This is a genomic window from Pantoea sp. R102 (assembly GCF_004916815.1).
In the GTDB taxonomy this organism is placed as follows: Bacteria; Pseudomonadota; Gammaproteobacteria; order Enterobacterales; family Enterobacteriaceae; genus Pantoea; species Pantoea dispersa.
The window spans coordinates 1-16,881 of the sequence record NZ_SDFT01000083.1 but is presented as its reverse complement, the minus strand read 5'-3'; the positions used below and the strand labels follow the sequence as shown (position 1 = coordinate 16,881).

At 58.9% G+C, this 16,881-nt stretch carries 11 protein-coding genes and 2 pseudogenes; 6 read left to right on the top strand and 7 right to left on the bottom strand.

The window, feature by feature from the left end; translation table 11 throughout:
- Nucleotides 1-810 (bottom strand): taurine ABC transporter substrate-binding protein (tauA, locus tag ERD80_RS10070; RefSeq protein WP_168926265.1); only part of this gene is annotated, 810 nt, incomplete at its 3' end.
- A 238-nt stretch (nucleotides 811-1,048) separates the two neighbouring features.
- Between tauA and ERD80_RS10065 the strand changes: the two genes are divergently transcribed.
- A complete protein-coding gene (locus ERD80_RS10065) occupies nucleotides 1,049-2,029 on the top strand; it encodes a LacI family DNA-binding transcriptional regulator (protein WP_021507445.1) in 981 nt (326 codons plus the stop codon).
- Nucleotide 2,030: 1 nt separating this feature from the next.
- Here ERD80_RS10065 and ERD80_RS10060 read toward each other — a convergent pair whose 3' ends face one another.
- Nucleotides 2,031-2,633 carry a LysE family translocator gene (locus ERD80_RS10060; RefSeq protein ID WP_031279689.1) on the bottom strand — a complete coding sequence of 201 codons (603 nt, stop codon included), beginning with the start codon at nucleotides 2,631-2,633 and terminating at the stop codon, nucleotides 2,031-2,033.
- Between the two features lie 60 nt (nucleotides 2,634-2,693).
- Between ERD80_RS10060 and ERD80_RS10055 the strand changes: the two genes are divergently transcribed.
- The 4 genes and pseudogenes from ERD80_RS10055 to ERD80_RS10045 all read left to right on the top strand — a co-directional run.
- The gene (locus ERD80_RS10055) at nucleotides 2,694-3,710 is read left to right on the top strand and encodes a hydrolase (RefSeq protein ID WP_058759291.1); all 1,017 of its coding nucleotides are present in this window, start codon (nucleotides 2,694-2,696) and stop codon (nucleotides 3,708-3,710) included.
- Between the two features lie 2 nt (nucleotides 3,711-3,712).
- Entirely contained in the window at nucleotides 3,713-3,931 is a 219-nt protein-coding gene (locus tag ERD80_RS10050; RefSeq protein WP_021507442.1) for a YheU family protein, read from the top strand.
- A 61-nt stretch (nucleotides 3,932-3,992) separates the two neighbouring features.
- Nucleotides 3,993-4,313 (top strand): annotated as a pseudogene (locus ERD80_RS22860) (phosphoribulokinase); the annotation flags it as partial.
- A 21-nt stretch (nucleotides 4,314-4,334) separates the two neighbouring features.
- Nucleotides 4,335-5,792 (top strand): annotated as a pseudogene (locus tag ERD80_RS10045) (YjbH domain-containing protein); the annotation flags it as partial.
- Between the two features lie 149 nt (nucleotides 5,793-5,941).
- Here ERD80_RS10045 and metH read toward each other — a convergent pair.
- The gene (metH, locus tag ERD80_RS10040) at nucleotides 5,942-9,625 is read right to left on the bottom strand and encodes a methionine synthase (RefSeq protein ID WP_136546762.1); all 3,684 of its coding nucleotides are present in this window, start codon (nucleotides 9,623-9,625) and stop codon (nucleotides 5,942-5,944) included.
- Between the two features lie 196 nt (nucleotides 9,626-9,821).
- On the opposite strand from metH, the gene iclR reads away from it, so the two are divergent.
- On the top strand, nucleotides 9,822-10,652 hold the full coding sequence (gene iclR / locus ERD80_RS10035) for a glyoxylate bypass operon transcriptional repressor IclR (protein ID WP_058757603.1): 831 nt from the start codon (nucleotides 9,822-9,824) through the stop codon (nucleotides 10,650-10,652).
- On the opposite strand, the gene aceK is transcribed toward iclR, so the two are convergent.
- The 4 genes from aceK to metA all read right to left on the bottom strand — a co-directional run bounded on the left by aceK (nucleotide 10,649) and on the right by metA (nucleotide 16,571).
- Nucleotides 10,649-12,385: a bifunctional isocitrate dehydrogenase kinase/phosphatase gene (gene aceK / locus ERD80_RS10030; protein ID WP_136546760.1), complete on the bottom strand. Its 1,737-nt coding sequence runs from the start codon at nucleotides 12,383-12,385 to the stop codon at nucleotides 10,649-10,651. The genes iclR and aceK overlap by 4 nt on opposite strands.
- A 66-nt stretch (nucleotides 12,386-12,451) precedes the next feature.
- Complete coding sequence (gene aceA / locus ERD80_RS10025; RefSeq protein ID WP_058757599.1) at nucleotides 12,452-13,756, bottom strand: isocitrate lyase; 1,305 nt, start codon at nucleotides 13,754-13,756, stop codon at nucleotides 12,452-12,454.
- A 16-nt stretch (nucleotides 13,757-13,772) separates the two neighbouring features.
- Nucleotides 13,773-15,371 (bottom strand): malate synthase A, encoded by a 1,599-nt coding sequence (gene aceB, locus ERD80_RS10020; protein WP_058757600.1) that lies wholly within the window; start codon nucleotides 15,369-15,371, stop codon nucleotides 13,773-13,775.
- A gap of 270 nt (nucleotides 15,372-15,641) precedes the next feature.
- Complete coding sequence (metA, locus tag ERD80_RS10015; RefSeq protein WP_031279798.1) at nucleotides 15,642-16,571, bottom strand: homoserine O-succinyltransferase; 930 nt, start codon at nucleotides 16,569-16,571, stop codon at nucleotides 15,642-15,644.
- Nucleotides 16,572-16,881: the final 310 nt, after the last annotated feature.

The window sequence follows — 16,881 nt, the reverse complement described above, 5'->3', positions numbered from 1 at the left end:
GCCTTTCACCAGTCCGGGGACGTCACTTTCCGGCACGCCGCTCAGGCGCGACAGCTTGCTGAGGTTATCCGGCTGCTGCAGCCACTGTTCCGGGTTGGCGATATAGGCCTGCTGCGCGGCAATCGCGCTACGGGCGAAAGCGGTGACCACTTCAGGATGCTGCCGGGCAAAATCCTTGCGCACCACCCAGACGTCGAGGGTCGGTGAGCCCCACTGCCCGACCTGCGACGAGTCGGTCAGCACCTTGCCGTCTTTCTCCAGTTCATTGACGGCGGGCGCCCAGACATAGGCGCCGTCGATATCACCGCGCTGCCAGGCAGCAATGATCGCCGGCGGCTGCAGATTAACCAGTTGCACCTGGGTCGGTTTGATGCCCCAGTGTTTCAGCGCGGCCAGCAGGCTGTAATGGGTGGTAGAGATGAAGGGAACGGCAATGCGTTTGCCGATCAAATCTTTGGGCGAGCTGATGCCTTTTTTCACCACCAGCGCTTCAGAATTGCCCAGCTGTGAAGCCAGCAGGAAAGCTTCAATCGGCAGCTGCTGCGTGGCGGCCACCGCCAGCGGGCTGGAACCAATGTTGCCAATTTGCACATCGCCCGAGGCTAACGCACGCAGGACGCTGGCGCCGCTGTCGAATTTGCGCCAGTCAACCGTGGCACCGCTCTCTTTGGCAAAGGTATTGTCAGCCTGCGCCACTTTGGCCGGTTCCGCCGACGTCTGATAAGCCACGGTCACATTGACCGCCTGCGCCTGAAAGGTCATCAGCGCTAACGCGGCTGCTACCGCGCTTATTGTTTTGGTTACTGCCATCATCATGCACCCCAATGTTGAGTCGTGACGGCAGTGTCGCCAGCAGCAATGATTTCATAAAGGAATTAAAAATTATCCCTAATAAAAATCGGTTCTTAGATCAACATCGGGTAACGCTATGCAAAAAGTGCAAATACAAAACCGCTGGTGCGGAACAAATATGTCAGGCGCTCACATGCCGACTGTGGTATTGATCTCGTCTTGATTTTTTCCCCCTTTTACAGCGGTACTGGCCTCCATGTCGATTGAGAAAGTTGCGCGCCTCGCGGGCGTGTCGAAAGCCACGGTTTCACGGGTGTTAAACCAGCATCCTGGCGTCCGGCCAGATACGCGTAAACGGGTGCTGGCCGCCATTAATGTGTGCGAATACCAGCCCAACCTGCTGGCGCGCCAGCTGCGTACCGCGCAAAGCAACATGTTGCTGGTGCTGATTTCAGATATCACCAATCCGTTCTGTTCACGGGTGGTGCAGGGCATTGAGGCGGAGGCCGAAGCGCACGGCTATCACATCCTGTTATGTAATTCCGCCTCACAGCTGCGGCGCGAAACCGCCTATCTGGCGCTGCTGGCCGGCAAAGTGGTGGATGGGGTAATCACCATGGACGCCGCGGCCTGCCTGCAGGGACTGAAAGAGTTGATTGGTGATGCGCCGTGGGTGCAGTGTGCGGAGTACGATCCCTCGGTTAACGCCTCCAGCGTCACCATCGATAACCGTCAGGCGGCCTATGACACGGTGCATTATCTGGCCGGCAAAGGGCGTCAGCGCATTGCGCTGGTCAACTGCGATATGCGCTATCTCTATTCGCACCAGCGCGAAAGCGGCTATCGCGACGCCATCACGCAGCTGGGGCTTGACTGGCACGGCGTCGCTTACGCCAGCGACATCTCATGCGAAGCGGGCAGCGCGGCGCTGCGCGAACTGCTAACGCAGCCAGAGCGGCCTGATGCGGTGTTTGCGGTATCAGACGTGCTGGCGGTTGGCGTGATTCACGCTGCTCTGGAAGCCGGACTGCGCGTGCCAGAGGATCTGGCGGTGGTCGGCTTTGACGGCATTCCGTTCACCAGCAGCATCAACCCGCCGCTGACCACCATTGCCCAGCCGATGAACCAGATGGGTGCCCGCAGCGTGCAGCTGCTGCTGGCGCGCATCCGTCAGCGCCAGGCGGCCGTGGTGCATGAAGTGCTGCCGTGGACGCGCATTGAGCGCGCCTCCAGCTGACTCAGTGCCAGATCAACAGCACGCAGGCTGCGGTCAGCGCACCCATGGCGAGGTTGAAGATTTTCCACGCGCGCGGACTGCGCAGCAGGCGGCCAATCAGCGAGCCGAAACCCATCCAGATCACGCCGGAAACCACGTTCACCAGCGCCATACCGATGCTGATCGCCACCACGGAATGCAGATAGGCGCTGCCGGCAAGGCTAAAGCTGGCGACCGCACCCAGCGCCATCAGCCACGCTTTCGGGTTGATCAGTTGCAGTAACCCGCCCTGCCAGAAAGGCATCTGCTTCACGCTGGCATCGTCGGTCTCCAGTGTTTCGTATTCGGCGGTGGCAATTTTCCACGCCAGCCACAGCAGGTAGAGGCTACCGGCCACTTTCAGTACCAGATGCAGTGAGGGATAGAGCAGAATCAGGCTGCCGATGCCAAACGCCACCATCAGCAACATCACCTGCATGCCAATCATGATACCAATCAGCAGTGGAAAGGTGCGCAGGAAGCCAAAATTAGCACCTGAGGCGGTAAGTAACATATTATTGGGCCCTGGCGTGATGGCCGCGACCCAGAGAAAGCCCAGCATTGATAAAAAAAGACTCAGTTCCATGTATATTCGGGTGCTCCTCACCCAGAAAAGCGAACAACCCATCGAAGCTATCAGCGAGTTATGCATCAGACAAGTACTATCCCAGGCTATTTTGATCGCCCGAGCGGCGAGCGCTTTACCCCGCTGCGCGGCTTCGGCAATGCGCATCTGCAAACGCTGCTGCCGCGTCTGCTGCGCCGGCGCGTCACGCTGCGCCCGCACTGGCAGCGCCTCGATCTGCCGGACGGCGACTTCGTCGATCTGGCGTGGAGCGAAGATCCGGCACAGGCACGTCACAAGCCGCGTATGGTGCTGTTCCACGGGCTGGAAGGCAGTTTCCGCAGCCCGTATGCCCATGGGCTGATGCAGGCGTGTCAGGCGCGCGGCTGGCTGGCGGTGATCATGCACTTCCGCGGCTGCAGCGGCGAGCCTAACCGTCTGCAGCGCATCTATCACTCCGGTGAAACTGAAGATGCGACCTATTTTCTGCACTGGCTGCAGCGCGAATGGGGCACGGTGCCGACTGCCGCGGTCGGCGTTTCGCTTGGCGGCAATATGCTGGCCTGTCTGCTGGGGCTGCAGGGCACGTCGGCCCCGCTGGATGCCGCGGTCGCCATTTCCGCGCCGCTGGCGCTGGAGCCGTGCAGCCAGAAGCTGGACGTGGGCTTTTCACGCTTTTATCAGCACTACCTGCTGACCCAGCTGAAGAAAAACGCCACGCGCAAACTGCGCGCCTGGCCGGGCACGCTGCCGGTCGATCTGACGCAGCTGCGCGCCTTCCGCCGGCTGCGTGAGTTTGATGATGCGATTACCGCCCGCGCCCACGGTTTTATTGATGCGCGCGACTATTATCAGCGCGCCAGCGCCATGCCATTGCTGACCGGCGTGCGCAAGCCGCTGCTGATCATCCATGCTAAAGACGATCCCTTCATGACCGATGCGGTGATCCCGCAGCCGCAGCAGTTGTCTGCCACAATTGAGTATCAGCTGACGCAGCAAGGCGGTCACGTCGGCTTCGTGGGCGGCAGCCTGCTACGACCCAAAATGTGGCTGGAGCAGCGCGTGCCGGACTGGCTCTCAACTTATCTGGATATGTAACTGTGATTATTCCCTGGCAAGAACTCGACCCGACAACGCTGGAAAACCTGATAGAAAGTTTTGTGCTGCGTGAAGGCACCGATTATGGCGAGCAGGAGCGCAGCCTGACGCAGAAAGTGGCCGACGTGCGCCGCCAGCTCGAGCAGGGCGAGGTGGTACTGGTGTGGTCAGAATTGCATGAATCGGTCAATATTATGCCGCGGCGTGAATTTCGCGGCTGATGCGTCAGGCGGCAATTCGTGGTAACAATGCTCATCGCCGGACTTCACAGGGAGCGCTGTTATGTCAGCCAGGCATCCAGTCATAGCCGTTACCGGTTCCAGCGGCGCCGGAACCACCACCACCAGTCTCGCCTTCCGTAAAATTTTCCAGCAGCTGGATCTGCACGCGGCGGAAGTAGAAGGCGACAGTTTCCATCGCTATACCCGTCCGGAAATGGACATGGCGATTCGTAAGGCGCGCGACCTCGGGCGTCACATCAGCTATTTTGGTCCGGAAGCCAACGACTTCGGCCTGCTGGAGCAGACTTTCCGCGACTATGGCCAGAGCGGACTCGGCCAGTCGCGCAAATATCTGCACACCTACGATGAAGCGGTGCCGTGGAATCAGGTGCCGGGCACGTTTACGCCGTGGCAGCCGCTGCGTCTCAAGCTGGAGTATGAAGGCAACGATTATCAGGACGATTTTGCCGGCCGGCTGGAGCAGCGCAGTAAGGTCAACGTTGGCGCAATCTATCGCCTTACCGACTGGGCGGATATCAACGCCAGCTACGAGCGCGGCAATACCTTTATGTTTGGCGTGACCGTACGCACCAACTTTAATTCGTTACACCAGTCGCACCTTGATAGCGCAAAACCGGCTTATCAGCCACAGCCGCAGGGCGATCTGCTGCAGCCGACGGTGGTCGCTAATCAGCTTACCGATCTGAAATACAATGCCGGACTGGATGGTCCGCGCATCCAGACCAAAGGCCGCACGCTATACGTCTCCGGCGAGCAGACCAAATATCGCGACACGCGCGAAGGTGTTGACCGCGCTAACCGCATCATCATGAACAATCTGCCGGCTGGCATTGATACGATTGAAGTCACCGAGTCGCGCTTTAACATGCCGCAGGTCACCACGCGCACCGATGTGGCCAGCCTGAATAACGAACTGCGCGGCTATCCGCTCGGCCACGAGCAGCCGCTGCAGCAGACGCGTGAAGAACCGATCGATCCGGGCACCACCGAACAGGGCTATTTCATCCGTAAGGATCGCCTTAACTACAGCCTGTCGCCGGTGCTGAACCAGTCGGTCGGCGGCCCGGAAAGCTTCTACATGTACCAGCTCGGCGTAATGGGCAATGTCGATTACTGGCTGACCGATCACTGGCTGATTGGCGGCAGCCTGTTTGGCAACATCGCCAATAACTATGACAAGTTCAACTACAACGGCGCGCCAGCCGACTCGACGCTGCCGCGCGTGCGCACCCACATTCGCGACTACGTGGAGAACAACGTTTACGTGAATGATCTGCAGGCCAACTACATGCGCTATCTCGGCAATGGCTTCTACGGCCAGGTGTATGGTGGCTACCTGGAAACCATGTACGGCGGCGTGGGCGGCGAGCTGTTGTATCGCCCGGTGGACAGCAACTGGGCTTTCGGTCTCGATGCGAACTACGTAAAGCAGCGTGACTGGGACAACATGATGCAGTTCACCGACTATAAGGCGCCGACCGGGCACCTTACCGCTTACTGGCGTCCGTGGTTCATGCAGGATGTGCTGGTGAAAGCCAGCGTCGGTGAATATCTGGCGAAGGACAAAGGGGTCACGCTGGATGTGTCGAAGCGCTTTGACAGCGGCGTGATGGTCGGCTTCTACGCCACCAAAACCAACGTGTCAGCCGAAGCGTATGGCGAAGGGGATTTCACCAAAGGTTTCTATATTTCGATTCCGATGGATCTGTTTACCGTCACGCCAACCCGTGGCCGTGCGCAGGTGAACTGGGTGCCGCTGACGCGTGACGGTGGTCAGATGCTGGGCCGTAAGTACCAGCTGTACGATCTGACCGCCGATCGCGATGCGCGTTTTAATTAAATCGTAGCGCGGGGTTAAACCCGCACCGGTTTTAAAAAAACGCGCGATGAATCGCGCCGCTACAGAGTGTGCTCGTATTTGTAGCGGCGCAATTTATTGCGCAAACAATAGGGCACATTTGATTGCGCGCGCTCTGCGCCGGCAATTCATCAATCCGCGTCGTAGCCTAAATTCGGTGCCAGCCAGCGCTCCACGTCGCTGACGCTCATGCCTTTACGCGCCGCGTAATCTTCCACCTGGTCGCGCTGAATCTGCGCTACGGCGAAATATTTACTCTCCGGATGACTAAAATACCAGCCGGACACCGCGGCACCGGGCCACATGGCAAAGGATTCGGTCAGCTTCATGCCGGTGTGATGCTCCACATCCAGCAGCTGCCAGATTTGTGCCTTCTCGGTGTGTTCCGGACAGGCCGGATAGCCCGGTGCCGGACGAATGCCCTGGTAATTTTCGCGAATCAGCTCGTCGTTGCTGAGATTTTCATGGGCGGCATAGCCCCAGGTCACCTTACGCACGCGCTCATGCAGGTATTCGGCAAACGCCTCCGCCAGGCGATCCGCCACCGCTTTCACCATGATTTTGTTGTAATCATCGTGCTGCTGGTCGAACGCCGCCGCCAGCGCATCCTCCTCCAGCCCGCCGGTGACGGCAAACGCGCCGAGATAATCCGCTTTACCACTGGATTTCGGCGCCACGAAGTCCGCCAGACAGTAGTTGGCGAAGTCGGTTTTTTCCGTTTGCTGGCGCAGATGATGGCTGACGCACAGCACCTCGCGCCGGGTCTCGTCACGGTAGATTTCAATGTCGTCGCCGACGCGGTTAGCCGGGAAAATGCCGACCACGCCGCGCGGCCTGAGCGTGCCCTGCGCGCTGAGGTTATCCAGCATCGCATTGGCATCGGCAAACAGCCGTGTGGCTTCTTCACCCACCACCTCATCTTCCAGGATGCGCGGATATTTGCCGGCCAGCGACCAGGTCATAAAAAACGGCGTCCAGTCAATGTAGTTGCGCAGCGTATCGATACTGGCCTCCACTGCGCTGACGCCGGTACGATGCGCCACCGGTGGCGTGTAGCGATGCCAGTCAATGACGTAATGATTATCGCGCGCGGCCTGTAGCGTGACCGGCGGCGTACGCGGCTTTTTACGCGCGTGCTGAATCCGCACGGTCTCGTACTCCTTACGCGTGCGCGCCACGAACGCCTCTTTCAGCGTGGGCGACAGCAGCGAAGAGACCACGCCGACGGTGCGCGAGGCGTTCTGCACATAAACCGTCGGGCCGCTGTAATTCTGCTCAATCTTCACCGCCGTGTGCGCTTTCGAGGTGGTGGCCCCGCCAATCAGCAGCGGCAGCGTAAAGCCCTGGCGCTCCATCTCTTTCGCCACGTTCACCATCTCGTCGAGCGACGGGGTAATCAGGCCGGAAAGTCCGATGATGTCGGCGTTTTCCTCACGCGCGGTTTTCAGGATTTTGTCGCCCGGCACCATCACGCCCAGGTCGATGATTTCGTAGTTGTTACACTGCAGCACCACGCCAACAATGTTTTTGCCGATGTCGTGCACGTCGCCTTTAACCGTCGCCAGCACGATTTTACCGTTGCTGCGGCCGGCTTCTTTGCTCGCCTGGATAAAGGGTTCGAGGTAAGCCACCGCCTGCTTCATCACGCGCGCCGATTTCACCACCTGCGGCAGGAACATTTTGCCCTCGCCAAACAGATCGCCGACCACATTCATGCCGGACATCAGCGGCCCTTCAATGACTTCAATCGGCCGTGCCGCGGCCTGGCGCGCCTCTTCGGTGTCCTGCTCGATAAACTCGGTGATGCCTTTCACCAGCGAATATTCCAGCCGCTTCACCACGTCCCAGCTGCGCCATTCGGCCTGCTGCTTGTCCTGCTCACCCTCGCCTTTGTTGCCGCGATACTTCTCCGCCAGCGCCAGCAGTCGCTCGGTGCCATCGTCGCGCCGGTTGAGGATCACGTCCTCAACCGCATCGCGCAGCTCCGCCGGCAAATCGTCATAAATCGCCAGCTGACCGGCGTTGACGATGCCCATGTCCATGCCGTTGCGGATGGCGTAGTAGAGGAACACCGCGTGAATCGCCTCGCGCACCGGTTCGTTACCGCGGAACGAGAACGACACGTTGGAGACGCCGCCGGAGATCATCGCATGCGGCAGTTCGCGTTTGATGTCTTCACAGGCACCGATGAAATCCATCGCGTAGTTGTTGTGCTCTTCGATGCCGGTGGCCACGGCAAAGATATTGGGGTCGAAAATGATGTCTTCCGGCGGGAAACCGACCTCTTCGGTGAGGATGTGGTAGGCGCGGCGGCAGATCTCAATTTTGCGCGCGCGGGTGTCCGCCTGGCCCACTTCGTCGAACGCCATCACCACCACCGCCGCGCCGTAGCGCCGCACTTTGCGCGCGTGCTCAATAAACGGCTCGACGCCCTCTTTCATCGAGATGGAGTTGACGATGCCTTTGCCCTGAATGCACTGCAGGCCTTTCTCAATCACCTCCCATTTCGAGGAGTCGATCATGATCGGCACACGCGCAATATCCGGCTCACCGGCAATCAGGTTGAGAAAGCGCACCATGGCCGCTTCCGCGTCCAGCATGCCTTCATCCATATTGATATCGATAATCTGCGCGCCGTTTTCCACCTGCTGGCGCGCCACGTCCAGCGCTTCGTTGTACTTCTCTTCTTTAATCAGGCGCTTAAATTTGGCCGAGCCGGTCACGTTAGTGCGCTCACCCACGTTGACGAACAGTGAATCGGCCTGAATATTGAGCGGTTCGAGGCCAGACAAACGGCAGGCGACGGCTATTTCCGGTAGCGGCCGCGGTGGCACGCCCTCGACCGCTGCCGCCATCGCCGCAATGTGTTGCGGCGTGGTGCCACAGCAGCCACCGATAATGTTGAGGAAACCGGCGCGCGCCCACTCGCCAATCTGCGCCGCCATCGTCGCCGCATCAAGGTCATATTCGCCGAAGGCATTCGGCAGACCGGCGTTGGGGTGGGCGCTGACATAGCCTTCGGCAATGCGCGACAGCTCCTGCACATACTGGCGCAGTTCGTCCGGGCCAAGCGCGCAGTTGAGGCCGAACGACAGCGGCTCCGCGTGGCGCAGTGAGTTGTAGAATCCTTCCGTGGTCTGGCCGGAGAGCGTACGGCCTGACGCATCGGTAATGGTGCCGGAGATCATCAACGGCAGCGTCACGCCCATCGCTTCCATCTCACTCTGTACCGCATAGATCGCCGCTTTGGCATTCAGGGTATCGAACACCGTTTCGATCATGATGATGTCAGCACCGCCGCTAATCAGCGCATGGGTCGATTCGCGGTAGGCGTCCACCAGCTGATTGAAGGTGATGTTACGAAACGCGGGATCGTTGACGTCAGGCGAGATCGAGCAGGTGCGGTTGGTCGGGCCGAGCACGCCAGCAACGTAGCGCGGGCGATCGGGCGTTTTTGCCGTCCACGCGTCGGCGCAGGCGCGCGCCAGTTTCGCCGCTTCGAAGTTGATCTCCGCCGACAGCGCGGCCATTTCATAGTCGGCCATGGCAATCGGGGTGGCGTTGAAGGTGTTGGTTTCGAGAATATCCGCACCAGCCGCCAGGTAAGCATCGTGGATTTCGCGAATGACGTCCGGCTTACTCAGCACCAGCAGGTCATTATTGCCTTTCACATCGCACGGCCAGTCAGCGAAGCGGCTGCCGCGAAAATCCTGCTCATCCAGTTTGTAACTCTGGATCATGGTGCCCATGCCACCGTCCAGAATCATGATGCGTTGTGCCAGCTGCTGCTGTAGCGTTGCGGTTTTATTGCTCACTCTTGCCCCATCCACGTCATTACGCTGGCTAAATGCCAGCCAGTCATACTGGCACAACTTTCAAATGAGCAAAAGTCACCCGTTTGCGGCCACCGGCGGCAAAATGACCAGCAGATCCGACCAGTCAGCCAGCGTTTGCATTCATACCATTAAAAACGAAAATGGTTTCCATACCTGCAATGACTGTGGAGATGTTATGGCAACCCCTGCGCCCGCGAAACGCGGCAAAAAACCCCGTACGGCTCCGGCGGCCAGTGCCCCTGCCGGCGGCCAGGTACAATCTCTGACGCGCGGGCTGCGTTTACTGGAGCTGATTGCCGAATCACACGGTAGCGTGGCGCTGACCGAGCTGGCGCAACAGGCCGGGCTGCCCAACTCCACCACTCATCGCCTGCTGACCACCATGCAGCAGCAGGGATTTGTGCATCAGGTGGGCGACCTCGGTTTATGGACCATTGGCGCTCATGCCTTTGTGGTTGGCAGCAGTTTTCTGCAGAGCCGCAATCTGCTGGCGATTGTGCACCCGATTCTGCGCCGGCTGATGGAAGAAGCCGGCGAAACCGTGAATCTGGCGGTGCTGGATCTCAGTGATTATCAGGCGGTGATTATTGACCAGGTACAGTGCACCCAGCTGATGCGCATGTCAGCGCCGATTGGCGGCAAGTTGCCGATGCATGCGTCCGGTGCCGGCAAAGCGTTTCTCGCTCACCTCAGCGATGATCAGGTCACCGCCCTGCTGCATCAGAAGGGATTGCATCACTACACGCCGAAAACCCTGATGTCGCCGCATAGCCTGAAGGAGAATCTGGCGCTGATCCGTAAGATGGGTTTTTCGCACGACGACGAGGAGCACGCGCTCGGCCTGCGCTGTGTGGCGGCACCGATTTATGATGAACACGGCGAACCGTTTGCCGCCATCTCCATCTCCGGCCCGCTGGCGCGTATGACCGACGACCGCATTACCGAGCTCGGGGCGCTGGTGATCCGCGCGGCGAAACAGGTGACGCTGAGCTATGCCGGCCGCTAGGCGGCCACTGACGCGTAGCGCGCGCTGAAACGCTGTCCGGCGCGCCACGCCATCACCTCTTCAATATGCCCGGCACGGATCCGCGCCTGCAGTGCGCGCCACCAGCCGGGATCGAACAACTGCGGATGCAGCGCCTGCAGCAATTTTCCGGTCGCCGGTTCGCTGCACAGCGCGTAGCGGAAAGTTTCCGGAAACACATCATCCGGCCCGACGCTGTACCACGGCTCGGCCTGCAGCTCATCCTCTTCGTAACGCGCCGCCGGAACATCGCGGAACACCAACTCGGTCATCGGGCGGATTTCATCATAGTCGTAAAACACCACGCGGCCATGGCGCGTCATGCCGAAGTTTTTAAACAGCATATCGCCGGGGAAGATATTGGCCGCCGCCAGCTGACAAATCGCATCGCCGTACTCCTCAATGGCGTGCTGGCGCTGTTCCGGCGTCGCCTGCATCAGCCACAGGTTAAGCGGCTGCATGCGACGCTCCAGCCATAAGTGGCGGATGATCAGTACGTCATCGCGCAGCTCAATTTTTTCCGGAATCTCGCGCTCAAATTCCGCCATCAGCGCCGCCGGAATGCGCGCGCGCGGGATGGCGAAATGCTCAAACTCCTGGGTGTCAGCCATGCGCCCGACGCGGTCATGCTCTTTGACCAGCCGGTAACAGGCGCGCACCTGCGCATCCGTCACCTCTTTTTGCGGCGCGAAGCGATCTTTAATCACCTTAAATACCCGATCAAAACCGGGCAGCGTGAATACCAGCATCACCATACCGCGCACGCCGGGTGCGATGGTGAATGCTTCCTGACTATGCGCCAGGTAATCTAAATATTCGCGATAGCATTCGGTTTTACCGTGTTTCTGGCAGCCAATCGCCATGTAACGCTCGGCAAGGGTTTTGCCCGGCAAAATCGGCTGCAGCCAGGCCACCAGCGCGGCTGGCACCGGCGCGTACACCATGAAATAGGCGCGGGCAAAGCCAAACACGATGCTGGCGTCATTGCTGTCGGTGAGACAGGTATCAATCCACAACCGGCCGGCGTCATCGCGCTGAATCGGCAGCAGACACGGCACAATCTCGCCCGCGCTCAGCTGCAGCCGCGCCACAATCCAGGCGGTTTTGTTGCGATAAAACAGCTCGCTGGCGACGTCCAGCGTGGCATGGGCCAGCTGTGCCGCGCTGAACTGCTCGTGCAGATGACGCACAATCCAGCCGATGTCGCGCGTCTGATCCTGCCACGTCAGCCGCAACGGAATGTCATTTAATACCTGACGCAGCGTCTCATGCCAGCTGTGCTGCGGCCGGTACAGGCGCGACAGCGGTCGCTGCGCCGGCGGCGCGGGCGCGTACGGCTGTGACGGCAGGATAAACAGCCGCTCAGGCAGTAAGTGGCTGTGCCCCAGCAAGCGACAATAGACAGAATTAAAAAAGCTTTCGGCGATTTCATGACGCGGATAGCCCGGCAGCAGCGTGGCATAGTGGCTTTTCACCCGCAGCCAGAAGGCGTCATCCCAGTCGGCCATCTCGTTGAGGATGCGCAACTGATTGGCGACCAGCCCGACGTGATGATCATACAAATGGATACGCGCTTTCATCGCCTGCTGCACCGCCTGCCAGTCCGCCTGTTCAAAGCGCTGCTGCGCGCCTGCGGTAATGTCGAGAAAGCGACCGTACTGCGCATCAAAACCCTGCAGAATCGTGTGGGCGATAAGGGATTCTCTCGGTGACATCGGCAATCTCCGGCAAGCGTGAGCCAGTGAAACGGTGCGCCATGCTGCGCACCGGGAGTACGCTGATCAGAACTGTGCGGCTTCGGTGGAACCGGTCAGAGCGGTGACCGACGAGCTGCCGCCCTGAATCACCGTGGTGATGCGGTCAAAATAACCGGTGCCCACTTCCTGCTGATGCGCAGAGAAGGTGTAGCCGCGTTCGCGTGCGGCAAATTCCGGCTGCTGCACCTTTTCCACGTAGTGGCGCATGCCTTCGCCCTGCGCATAAGCGTGCGCGAGGTCGAACATGTTGAACCACATGCTGTGAATGCCGGCCAGAGTGATGAACTGAAAGCGGTAGCCCATCTCGCTCAGTGCCTGCTGGAAGCGGGCAATGGTGCGATCGTCGAGATTCTTCTTCCAGTTAAACGAAGGCGAGCAGTTGTAAGCCAGCAGCTTGCCGGGATACTGCGCGTGAATCGCCTCGGCGAAGCGCTGCGCCAGCGCCAGATCCGGCGTGGAAGTTTCGCACCACAGCACATCGGCATACGGCGCATACGCCAGGCCGCGGGCAATCGCCTGTTCGATACCGGCATGGGTGCGGAAGAAGCCTTCAGCGGTCCGTTCCCCGGAAATAAACGGCGCATCGCGCTCGTCGCAATCGGAGGTAATCAGATCGGCAGCGTCGGCATCGGTGCGCGCAATCAGCACCGTAGGCACATCCATCACATCGGCCGCCAGCCGCGCCGCCACCAGTTTCTGAATCGCTTCCTGCGTCGGCACCAGCACCTTGCCGCCCATGTGTCCGCACTTCTTCACCGCCGCCAGCTGATCTTCAAAGTGCACCGCGCCGGCGCCGGCCTGAATCATCGCTTTCATCAGCTCAAAAGCATTGAGCACCCCGCCAAATCCGGCTTCTGCATCGGCGACAATCGGCAGGTAGTAATCGATAAAGCCGTCATCGTCCGGCGACAGTCCGCTCGCCCACTGGATTTGATCGGCGCGCTGAAAACTTTGGTTAATACGTTCCACCACGTTTGGCACCGAATTGACCGGGTACAGCGACTGGTCCGGATACATCTGCCCGGCCAGATTTGCATCGGCCGCCACCTGCCAGCCGGAGAGATAAATCGCCTCAATGCCGGCTTTCGCCTGCTGCACCGCCTGTCCGCCGGTCAGGGCACCGAGGCTGTTGATATAGCCTTTGCGCGCGTCACCGTTGAGCAGTGCCCACAGCTTTCTCGCGCCGCGATCCGCCAGCGTGCAGGCGGGATTAACGGAGCCGCGCAGGTTAATGACCTCTTCGGCACTGTAAGGACGGGTAATGCCCTGCCAGCGAGATGCCAGCCAGCTGTTTTCCAGTTGAGCGATCTGTTGGGTACGATTTGACATAGCAGTATCTCCAGAATCAGGGCAGCAGGCGGTAGCCCGGCAGGGTGAGGAAAGGAACCAGTTGTTCGTCGGTGGTGATTTGCGCCATCAGCGCAGCCGCATCTTCATAGCGACCGGCGTCAAAGCGCGAGTCACCCAGGCTGTGGCGCAGGGCCGCCAGCTCTTCATCCAGAAACTGTTCGAACAGCGCGGCGGTCACCAGCTGACCATCGCTGAGGATTTGCTTGTGGTGAATCCACTGCCAGATAGAGGTGCGGGCAATCTCCGCGGTAGCGGCATCCTCCATCAGCCCATCAATAGGCACGCAGCCATTGCCGCTGATCCACGCTTCCAGATACTGCAGCGCAACGCGGATGTTGGCGCGCATCCCGGCTTCGGTGCGCTGACCACGGCACGGGCGCAGCAGGCGCTCGGCGGTGATCGGCGTATCCTGTTCACGACTGACGTGCAGCTGATTGGGGCGATCGCCCAGCTGACGGTCAAACTCCGCCATGGCGATATCCGCCAGACCGGGATGGGCGACCCAGGTACCGTCATGGCCGTTGCCCGCTTCCCGTGCTTTGTCCTCCTGCACTTTCTGCATCACCCAGGCGTTGCGTTCAGCGTCTTTGGCCGGGATGAGCGCCGACATGCCGCCCATCGCCAGCGCACCGCGCCGGTGACAGGTTTTAATCAGCAGGCGAGAATAAGCCTCGAGGAACGGCTGGTCCATGCTGATCTGCTGACGATCCGGCAGAATGCGGTCACCGTGCTGGCCCAGCGTTTTGATGTAGCTGAAGATGTAATCCCAGCGACCACAGTTGAGGCCAACCACGTGATCGCGCAGTTCCCACAGGATCTCATCCATCTGGAATACCGCGGGCAGCGTCTCGATCAGTACCGTGGCTTTGATGGTGCCGCGCGGCAGATCGAAACGATCTTCACTGAAACGGAAGATTTCCCGCCACCATGCCACTTCCGCCGCATGCTCGGTTTTCGGCAGATAGAACCACGGACCGTGGCCCTTCTCCAGCAGCGCGGTGACGTTGTGAAACAGATAGAGCGCAAAGTCGAATAACCCGCCGGGAATGGCCCGATCGCGCCACTCAACATGCTTCTCATCCAGATGTAAGCCGCGAACCCGGCACATCAGCAGCGCCGGATCGGATCGTAACTGGTAGATCTTGCCGTTTTCGCTGGTGAAGCTCAGCGTGCCGTTAACCGCATCGCGCAGCGCCAGCTGGCCATCAAGCAGTTTTTGCCAGGTCGGTGCCAGCGAATCCTCAAAATCGGCCATGAACACTTTGACGTTAGCGTTCAGCGCGTTGATCACCATTTTGCGATCTGGCGGACCGGTGATTTCGACGCGGCGATCGCGCAGTAGCTGAGGAATGGGCCTCACCTGCCAGTCGCTTTGCCGAATGGAAGCGGTTTCCGAATCGAAATCTGGCAACGCCCCCTGATCGTAGCGCTGCTGGCGCTGCTGACGCGCTTTCAGCAGACGCTCGCGCTCGGGTGCAAAGCGCACTACCAGCGAGTGCAGGAAATCAATGGCTTCGGGCGTCAGCAGCTGCTTCTCCGCGTGGGTAAAGGGCTGGCTAAAGGTCAGTGTCGGGCTGATAACCGTGTCTGTCATGCGGGCTGCCTCCTGGTTTGATCCTTTTTCTAACGACAGGATCGGGCTGTAGGGTGTTTTTTAACCGGCAAGATCAGAGCATAATCATTTTTATTTTAATTTCAAAAACTATTTCCATTTTAGTGTTTATTTTATTTTATTTACCTGATTTAACTGTAATTTAATCTCACGAAATAAAGGCAATACGTTCCATCATAGAAAAAAGGCAAAAAAAAGCCGCGACAACACGCGGCTGTCACGGCAGGTTTAAACGCGCTTTTAGCAGGCGTTTTACTCGAGCGTTGGATTCATGTGACGCAGATCGAATGGCGTAATCTGGTAGACGTAGTAGTTGAGCCAGTTGGAGAACAGCAGGTTGCCGTGGCTACGCCAGGTGGCGCGCGGCGGCAATTCCGGGTTGTCCTGCGGGAAGTAATTGAACGGTACCTCAGGGTGCAGGCCGGCCTCGTAGTCCCGATGGTACTCACCCGACAGCGTGAGAGCGTCATATTCCGGATGGCCAGTGACAAACGCCAGGCGTTTGTCTTTACTCGCCATCAGATAGGCACCGGTGCTTTCCGATTCGGCAAACAGCTCGAGATCGGTGTAGTCGCGGATCAGCTGGCTGGGGAAATCTGCATAACGTGAATGCGGCGCCAGGAAGTTGTCATCAAAACCGCGCGTCAGCAGCGCGTGCGGATGAAGGATCTGATGCTCATAGACGCCAGAAAGCTTGTTCTGTCGCGTCTGTTTAGGAATGCCATACAGGATGTTAAGCGCCGCCTGCACCGCCCAGCAAACGAACAGGGTAGAAGTGACGTGCTCTTTCGCCCAGTGCAGCACGCGCTGAATCTGTGGCCAGTAGGCAACATCATTGAAATCAACCAGCCCCAGCGGCGCGCCGGTGACAATCAGGCCGTCAAAGTTATCGTTAGCGATATCGTCGAAGTTGCAGTAGAAGTTGTTCAGATGCTCGCTTGGCGTGTTGCGCGACTCGCGGCTGTCGATGCGTAACAGCTGGACATCGATCTGCAGTGGCGAGTTAGAGAGCAGGCGCAGAAACTGATTTTCCGTTTCTATTTTTTTTGGCATCAGGTTAAGGATCAAGACTTTAAGCGGACGAATCTCCTGAACACTGGCGCGCGATGAAGTCATGACAAAGACATTCTCATTACGCAAAAAATTCACTGCCGGTAATTCGTCGGGGATCCTGATTGGCATAACCTGCTGACCTCTTGCTGATAACCATATAAACGTTTAGACATCCAGATGCCCGAGATTAGCCTGGCTGCCGCTGGATGTCGAGTCTTCATGCGGTTTATGAAAATGTTTCAGCATTGAGCGGCAATAGCCGCGAGCGACGCGCGGTGAGCAGCAGCAATAAGGTCGGGAAAAGAGCGCGTTAGAATTTTTTCAGGATTAAATAAGTCGTTATGGAGGGGTTTTTAGCGGGAAATTTGCCGGAGTACGGACGTAAAAAAGCCCCGGACTCTCGTCCGGGGCTTCTTTACTGGTTTGATGCCTGGCAGTT

What these genes read in the sequence shown, in the direction of transcription:
- aceA (WP_058757599.1), bottom strand. Translation starts at nt 13,756, where the DNA reads ATGTCAAATCGTACCCAACAGATCGCTCAACTGGAAAACAGCTGGCTG.
- aceK (WP_136546760.1), bottom strand. Translation starts at nt 12,385, where the DNA reads ATGTCACCGAGAGAATCCCTTATCGCCCACACGATTCTGCAGGGTTTT.
- aceB (WP_058757600.1), bottom strand. Translation starts at nt 15,371, where the DNA reads ATGACAGACACGGTTATCAGCCCGACACTGACCTTTAGCCAGCCCTTT.
- iclR (WP_058757603.1), top strand. Translation starts at nt 9,822, where the DNA reads ATGGCAACCCCTGCGCCCGCGAAACGCGGCAAAAAACCCCGTACGGCT.
- ERD80_RS10060 (WP_031279689.1), bottom strand. Translation starts at nt 2,633, where the DNA reads ATGGAACTGAGTCTTTTTTTATCAATGCTGGGCTTTCTCTGGGTCGCG.
- metA (WP_031279798.1), bottom strand. Translation starts at nt 16,571, where the DNA reads ATGCCAATCAGGATCCCCGACGAATTACCGGCAGTGAATTTTTTGCGT.
- ERD80_RS10065 (WP_021507445.1), top strand. Translation starts at nt 1,049, where the DNA reads ATGTCGATTGAGAAAGTTGCGCGCCTCGCGGGCGTGTCGAAAGCCACG.
- ERD80_RS10055 (WP_058759291.1), top strand. Translation starts at nt 2,694, where the DNA reads ATGCATCAGACAAGTACTATCCCAGGCTATTTTGATCGCCCGAGCGGC.